This window comes from Roseomonas chloroacetimidivorans (assembly GCF_049629625.1).
Taxonomy (GTDB): Bacteria; Pseudomonadota; Alphaproteobacteria; order Acetobacterales; family Acetobacteraceae; genus Roseomonas; species Roseomonas chloroacetimidivorans.
Genome location: NZ_JBNBZS010000168.1, coordinates 1 through 5808, shown reverse-complemented (window position 1 = coordinate 5808; position 5808 = coordinate 1). Strand labels below are relative to the sequence as shown.

3 protein-coding genes and 3 pseudogenes are annotated in these 5808 nt (G+C 66.7%); 3 read left to right on the top strand and 3 right to left on the bottom strand.

The window, feature by feature from the left end:
- A pseudogene (locus tag ACO1BU_RS35710) lies at window positions 1-141 on the top strand (transposase); the annotation flags it as partial.
- Between the two features lie 146 nt (window positions 142-287).
- Window positions 288-1148, top strand: coding sequence for an IS21-like element helper ATPase IstB (gene istB, locus ACO1BU_RS35705; protein ID WP_424140634.1), 861 nt, complete (start codon window positions 288-290; stop codon window positions 1146-1148).
- A gap of 437 nt (window positions 1149-1585) precedes the next feature.
- Here the strand turns inward: istB and ACO1BU_RS35700 are convergent, their stop codons facing one another.
- Both ACO1BU_RS35700 and ACO1BU_RS35695 read right to left on the bottom strand, forming a co-directional pair.
- Window positions 1586-2929, bottom strand: a complete 1344-nt coding sequence (locus ACO1BU_RS35700) for an ATP-binding protein (protein WP_424140633.1) — start codon at window positions 2927-2929, stop codon at window positions 1586-1588.
- Window positions 2845-3840 carry a CHASE3 domain-containing protein gene (locus tag ACO1BU_RS35695; RefSeq protein WP_424140632.1) on the bottom strand — a complete coding sequence of 332 codons (996 nt, stop codon included), beginning with the start codon at window positions 3838-3840 and terminating at the stop codon, window positions 2845-2847. The genes ACO1BU_RS35700 and ACO1BU_RS35695 overlap by 85 nt, the downstream gene beginning before the upstream one ends.
- A gap of 297 nt (window positions 3841-4137) precedes the next feature.
- Here ACO1BU_RS35695 and ACO1BU_RS35690 point away from each other — a divergent pair.
- Window positions 4138-4350, top strand: a pseudogene (locus ACO1BU_RS35690) (transposase); the annotation flags it as partial.
- Between the two features lie 111 nt (window positions 4351-4461).
- Here ACO1BU_RS35690 and ACO1BU_RS35685 read toward each other — a convergent pair.
- Window positions 4462-5623, bottom strand: a pseudogene (locus ACO1BU_RS35685) (IS30 family transposase).
- Window positions 5624-5808 lie beyond the last annotated feature (185 nt).

Here is a 5808-nt window from a genome sequence, read left to right as displayed (position 1 = left end):
ATCCCCTTCTATGCCTTTCCCATCGAGGTGCGCCGGATCGTCTACACCACCAATGCTATCGAGGCACTGAACTCGAAGCTACGCCGGGCCGTGCGGGCACGCGGCCACTTCCCGACCGACGAGGCCGAGCTCGCCAGCCTGATCGCCGCCGAACTCGCCGCCGGGCACCTGCCGGACGCGGCCACCCTCAAGCGCCGCCTGACGCCACGTCAGCGCGACCTGCCCGAGGATGTGCCCGTCGCGCTCACCACCCTCGGCCAGTTCGACGCCCTGCTGGAGGCGCACGCATGACCACCCGCGCCATCGACGTCCATGCCTTGCCCGCCATGCTGGCGGCGCTGCGCCTGCCCAGCTTCCACCGTCACTGGCAGCCGCTCACCGAGCGCGCCGACCAGGAGGGCTGGCCCGCCGCCCGCTGTCTCGCCGCCCTGGCCGAGATCGAGCTCGCCGAGCGCGACACCCGGCGTATCCGGCGGCATCTCCTCGAAGCCAACCTGCCCGCCGGCAAGACCCTGGCCACCTTCGACTTCAAGGCCCTCCCCAGCGTCCCACGCGCCCGCATCGAGGCACTCGCCGCCGGCGACTGGCTGGAGACCGGCGCCAATCTCATCGCCATTGGCAACTCGGGCGCCGGCAAGACCCACCTCCTCAGCGCCGTCGCCCATGCCCTCGTCGAAACCGGACGGCGCGTCCTCTACACCCGCACCACCGACCTCGTGCAGAGGCTGCAAGCCGCCCGGCGCGACCTCGTCCTCGAGCCGGCACTCGCCAGGCTGGACCGCTTCGACCTCGTCATCCTCGATGACATCGCCTACGCCCAGAAGGACCAGTCCGAAACCAGCGTCATCTTCGAGCTCATCGCCCGCCGCTACGAGAACCGTAGCCTCGCGATTGCCGCCAACCTACCCTTCAGTGCCTGGGAACGGCTCTTTCCCGACAAGGCCATGACCGTCGCGGCAATCGACCGCCTCGTTCACCACGCCACCATCCTCGAGATGAATGTCGACAGCTATCGCCGCCGCGCCGCAGCCAGCCGCAAGAACAACACCGGCGCCACAGCGGCAACCTCTACCGACAGCCTCGATGCCAATCAGCACCAGGCTGACGCCGACAACCTCACCGACAACAAGGAAAACATCACCGCCTGAACCAACATCCGCCCCCGCCAGCACCAGCCATCTTGGCTGTCGGTCCCGGACAACTTGGTTGACGCGCTACAAACGAGCACGCAGTCGGCGACAGAGCCCATATTCCACGCCTATCCACAGGCTGTGACGACCTTCGGCGCGCTGGACCTCGTGCGGGCTGAGGTGGCCGACGCGATCGGCGGCCTCGCACCGAGCTGCTGGCTCACAGTGGACTTCACCGCCGATCGCCGATGGCTGTGAGGGACACGCTTGCACTGAGCCCTTGGCCCTTGGCCCTTTGCTCCCGCCTCTCGTTGAAAAAGTCGGTGACCACTGCTGATCGGCCATTCTGCCGCAAAGACGTGTCACTGAGCGGTCGTCTATAGAAACCTCCGATGATACATCGGACTTTTTCAACACAATCCACCCTGAGCGGTCACCCGTCAGGGCGCTTGGTATCATGTCCCTGGCACCCTGGGCTGGCGAGGTCTGAGGGACACCACTTGGCCCCCTGCCACGGGCTGTAGACTGATGGGGGCCTCCAGCACCTGGGCCACCTTGCGCGCAAGCTGCTCTCGCTCAAACGGCTTGGCAATGAAGTGCACCCCATCGTCGAGGCGGCCATGATGGACGATGGCATTCTCCGTGTAGCCGGACATGAAGAGCACCGGCAGCCCCGGGCGGATCTCCTTGAGTCTGCGAGCCACCTCATGGCCCTTCAGGCCACCGGGCAGGATCACGTCGGACAGGAGCAGATCGACTTCGGCGCCTTTCTCCTCGAATACCCGCACGGCCTCGGCTCCATCCGCCGCTTCCAGCACCCGATACCCGAGGTCACGTAGGATGGTGGCAGCCACGTCGCGCACCGCAGGCTCGTCCTCCACGACCAGCACCGTGGCCGAGCCGCGCGGCAATTCCACCGGGGTTCCCGGGCGCTGCACTCCGGCCAGATTCACCCCGACGGCGCGCGGCAGGTAGAGCCGCACCGTCGTGCCCTCTCCCGGTTCGGAATAGACCTTCACATGCCCGCCCGACTGCTTGGCAAAGCCGAACACCATGGCGAGGCCGAGCCCCGTGCCCTTGCCGACCTCCTTCGTCGTGAAGAAGGGTTCGAAGGCGCGGGCCAGCACCTCCGGGGGCATGCCCGTGCCCGTATCAGAGACACCCAGCATCACGTAGTCACCCGGCGTGACCTCCACGTGCTGGCGCGCATAGGCCTCGTCCAGCACCTTGTTCGCTACCTCGATGGTGAGCCGTCCGCCCTCGGGCATGGCGTCCCGGGCATTGAGGGCCAGATTGAGCAAGGCGCTCTCCACCTGGACCGCATCCGCCATCGCAGGCCACAGCCCGGCCGCATCCACCACCCGAACCTCGATCTGCGCGCCAAGTGTCCTGCGGAGAAGCTCCGCCATGTCCGGCAGCATGGCGGAGAGATTGATCGGTGCCGGGGCGAGCGGCTGCTTGCGGGCGAAGGCAAGGAGCTGCTGGGTCAGGGTGGCACCACGTTTGGCGCCCCAGATCGCCCGCTCAATGCGCGGCAGGACGGGGCTGTTTTCCTCGAGTTTCGGTTTGGCGAGTTCCAGGTTGCCCAGAACCACCGTGAGCAGGTTGTTGAAGTCGTGGGCAATGCCCCCCGTGAGCTGACCCATGGCCTGGAGGCGCTGAGCGTCGCGCGCCGTCGCCTCAGCGCGGACCCGTTCGGTGATGTCCGTTACGGTCAGCACGAAACCCCCGCCGGGCATAGCCGTGCGGCGCAGCTCAAAGCTGCGGCCGTCGGTCGCGCGCGTCCGTTCATAAACCACCGGCTCGTCGGAGGACCGCCCCCGCGCCCATGGTGGATTTGATCCCATGTCTCCAGCATAAGGCCGCTCGTGGCCGCACCGACCTGCTCGGCAATGGCCTCATAGGCGATGCCCTCGCGCATCATGGAGCGGGGCAGGCCGAGCAGGGCCACGAGGCACTCGTTCCAGCGCACGAGCCGGCCCTCGGCGTCGAAGGCGGCGATGCCCTGGCTGATGCTCTCGAGGGCAGTGCGCAGCTGCTCCGCCAGAACGCGCTGCGTGGCCTCGGACTGGGTCAGTTGCGCCTCTGCCCGTGCGAGGAAGCGGGCGGACAGGGCAAGCAGCGCGACCGCCAGGGCGGCCCCACCCAGGGCGAGCCAGCGGGTGAGGGCCTGGCTGCGGTCGGCCGCCTCCTTCCGCAACTCGAGGAGGCGCTCCTCCTCGGCATGGACGGCGGCGAGGGCGGACTCGATCGCGGCTGTGAGTTGCCGCCCGCGGCCGGCCTGCACCATGGCTCGGGCTGCCTCAGGCCCCTCATCACGACGCACCTGGATGGCACGCCCCAGGCTGTCCAATCGTTGCTGGAGAAGAGGCGCAAGGGCGCGAAGCTGGTCCTGCTGGACAGGGTTGTCGGAGGTCAGGCGGCGGAGTTCTTCCTGAAGCCGGGTGATGCGATCGAGCGCATCCCGGTGGGAGGCGAGATCGTCGTCGCGGTCGGTCAGCAGGTAACCGCGCTGGCCGATCTCGGCATCGCGCACTGCTATCCCAAGCTGGTCAGCCGCCGTGATGACCTCATAGGTGTGGCGAACCCAGAGCTGTGTCTCACGAGCATTATCGAAGCCGAACCAAGTGAGCCCACCGACGCCACCCACGAGCAGGGCAGTGGCGGCCAGGGTGAGGAGCTTGGCCTTCCTGGCCATCAATCTAGGCATGCGCTCTCCTTTGGTCCCACGTGGAGCGAGCGCTGTCGCACTCCTGAAATCCCGGAAACGAATGGCTAAGCGTCAAAAGATGCCACTTTCCCGCTATCCTGCAACCATGAACGGCTGCTTCAGCCCATACGAGCCTGGGCTACGGATCGCCGGGAGGCGACCGGATCGGTATGCGTCGGGCCGGTACACCCACTACGGCAACCGACGCGCCGGAACTGGCGGAAGCTTCGCCGTCGCCAATGATCCTCCTTGGTTTCCGTGGACACCCAGAGGCAAGCTTTGAACTGGAGGTGTTCGATGGATCAGCAGGCGACGAGGACCAAGCCGCAGTCCTACACGGAGGATTACAAGCGCCAGGTCGTGGACTTGGTGGTCAGCAGCGGGCGCACATCCACGGCGGTGGCAGCTGAGGTTGGGCTGCACCCGACGCTGCTGTGCCGCTGGGTGCGGCAGTACGGCGCTGTCGGTGCCAAAGCTGAGGCGCCGCAGCCCGCAGCCCCTCTCTCCCTCAAGCCCGTGCCGGTTCCGATGGCCGACCAGGCCGCCGAGATCGCGCGGCTACGGCGCGAGTGCGATCGGCTGCGCATGGAGCGCGACATTTTAAAAAAGTCCATGGTGGGTTCAACCGGTCGAGGCAACAGCCTGTACGAGGGTAGCACCCGGGGTATTGTATCCAAGAGTTTTCCTCGGCCGGGTGTTGAGCTTGAGGGCGATGGCGTCGAGTTCGTCCTGGGTATGGACGGACAGATCGGATCCCTTGGGAAAGTACTGGCGCAGCAGGCCCGTTGGTGTTCTCGTTGCTTCCACGCTGCCAGGGGCTGCGTGGGTCGCAGAAGTAGACCGCGACATCGGTCGCCACGCTGAAACGCTTGTGGTGAGCGAGTTCCGTTCCACGGTCCCAGGTCAGCGATGACATGAGCCGTCCAGGTAGCCGCTGCACCTGCCGGATGAGGGCATCGACCACGTTGGTGGCGTCCTTGCCGTCGACCTGCACGAGCATCACGAACCGGGACTGACGCTCGACCAGGGTGGCGATGTGGGTGTTTTTGCTGCCCGTGATCAGGTCACCCTCCCAGTGGCCGGGCACGGCACGGTCTTCGGCCTCGGCGGGACGGTCTGGGATGGAGACGGCGTCGATGATCTGGCCCCGGGGTTGGCCCTCCGTTGTCGCGGTTTTGGCGCGCCGCATGAGCCGCCGGCTGCGCAGGTTAGAGAGCTGTTCCTTCTTCAGGACCCCGCGCGCCTGAATGAACAGGCTCTTGTAGATGGTCTCGTGGGACACCCGCATCGCCCTGTCATCAGGGTACCCGGCCTTGAGCCAGCCTGACACCTGCTGGGGCGACCATTGGTCCTGCAGCTTCGCCGCCACCAGCATCTGAAGCGACGTGTTGACGGCCAGGAGGCAGGGCTTCGGGCGCGACGCACGGTGCCAGGCGCGCTCATCGGCACCCGCGGCACGATAGCACCGCGGTCCGCCGTTGCGACGAACCTCTCGGCTGACTGTGGACGGCGCGCGGCCAAGTTGTGCTGCGATCCGGCGCAGCGAGAGCCCCGCGGCCACTCCGCGCGAGATCTCCTCCCGCTCCGCCAGGCTGAGCGACAGCCGGGATCGCTTTCGGATCGGCGGCGCTATGCCTCCCTTGGCGCGCAGCACCCCAAAGACCGAACCGGCATGCTTGCCCAGCGCCCGACCGATGTCGCTGAGCGATTGGCCGTCCTTCCACCGGGCCCAGAGTTCCCGCTTCTGCTCTGCTGACAACCCAGGCCGACCAGTCCGCGCCATCGTAGGAACTCCCGGATCACCGCAGAATTAACCCCGTTGCGCTCACCGGTTGAACCCACCATTTCGATCTTCGCGGGACCGCTGAGATGAGGTTCCGCGTGGTCGAGGACTGCCGAGGCTCCTGGCCGGTTCAGGCGCTCTGCAGCGTGCTGGGTATCTCAACCGCCGGGTACTACGCTTGGCGG

Coding starts and splice junctions, on each gene's coding strand:
- ACO1BU_RS35695 (WP_424140632.1), bottom strand. CDS start 3,840: ATGCCTAGATTGATGGCCAGGAAGGCCAAGCTCCTCACCCTGGCCGCC.
- istB (WP_424140634.1), top strand. CDS start 288: ATGACCACCCGCGCCATCGACGTCCATGCCTTGCCCGCCATGCTGGCG.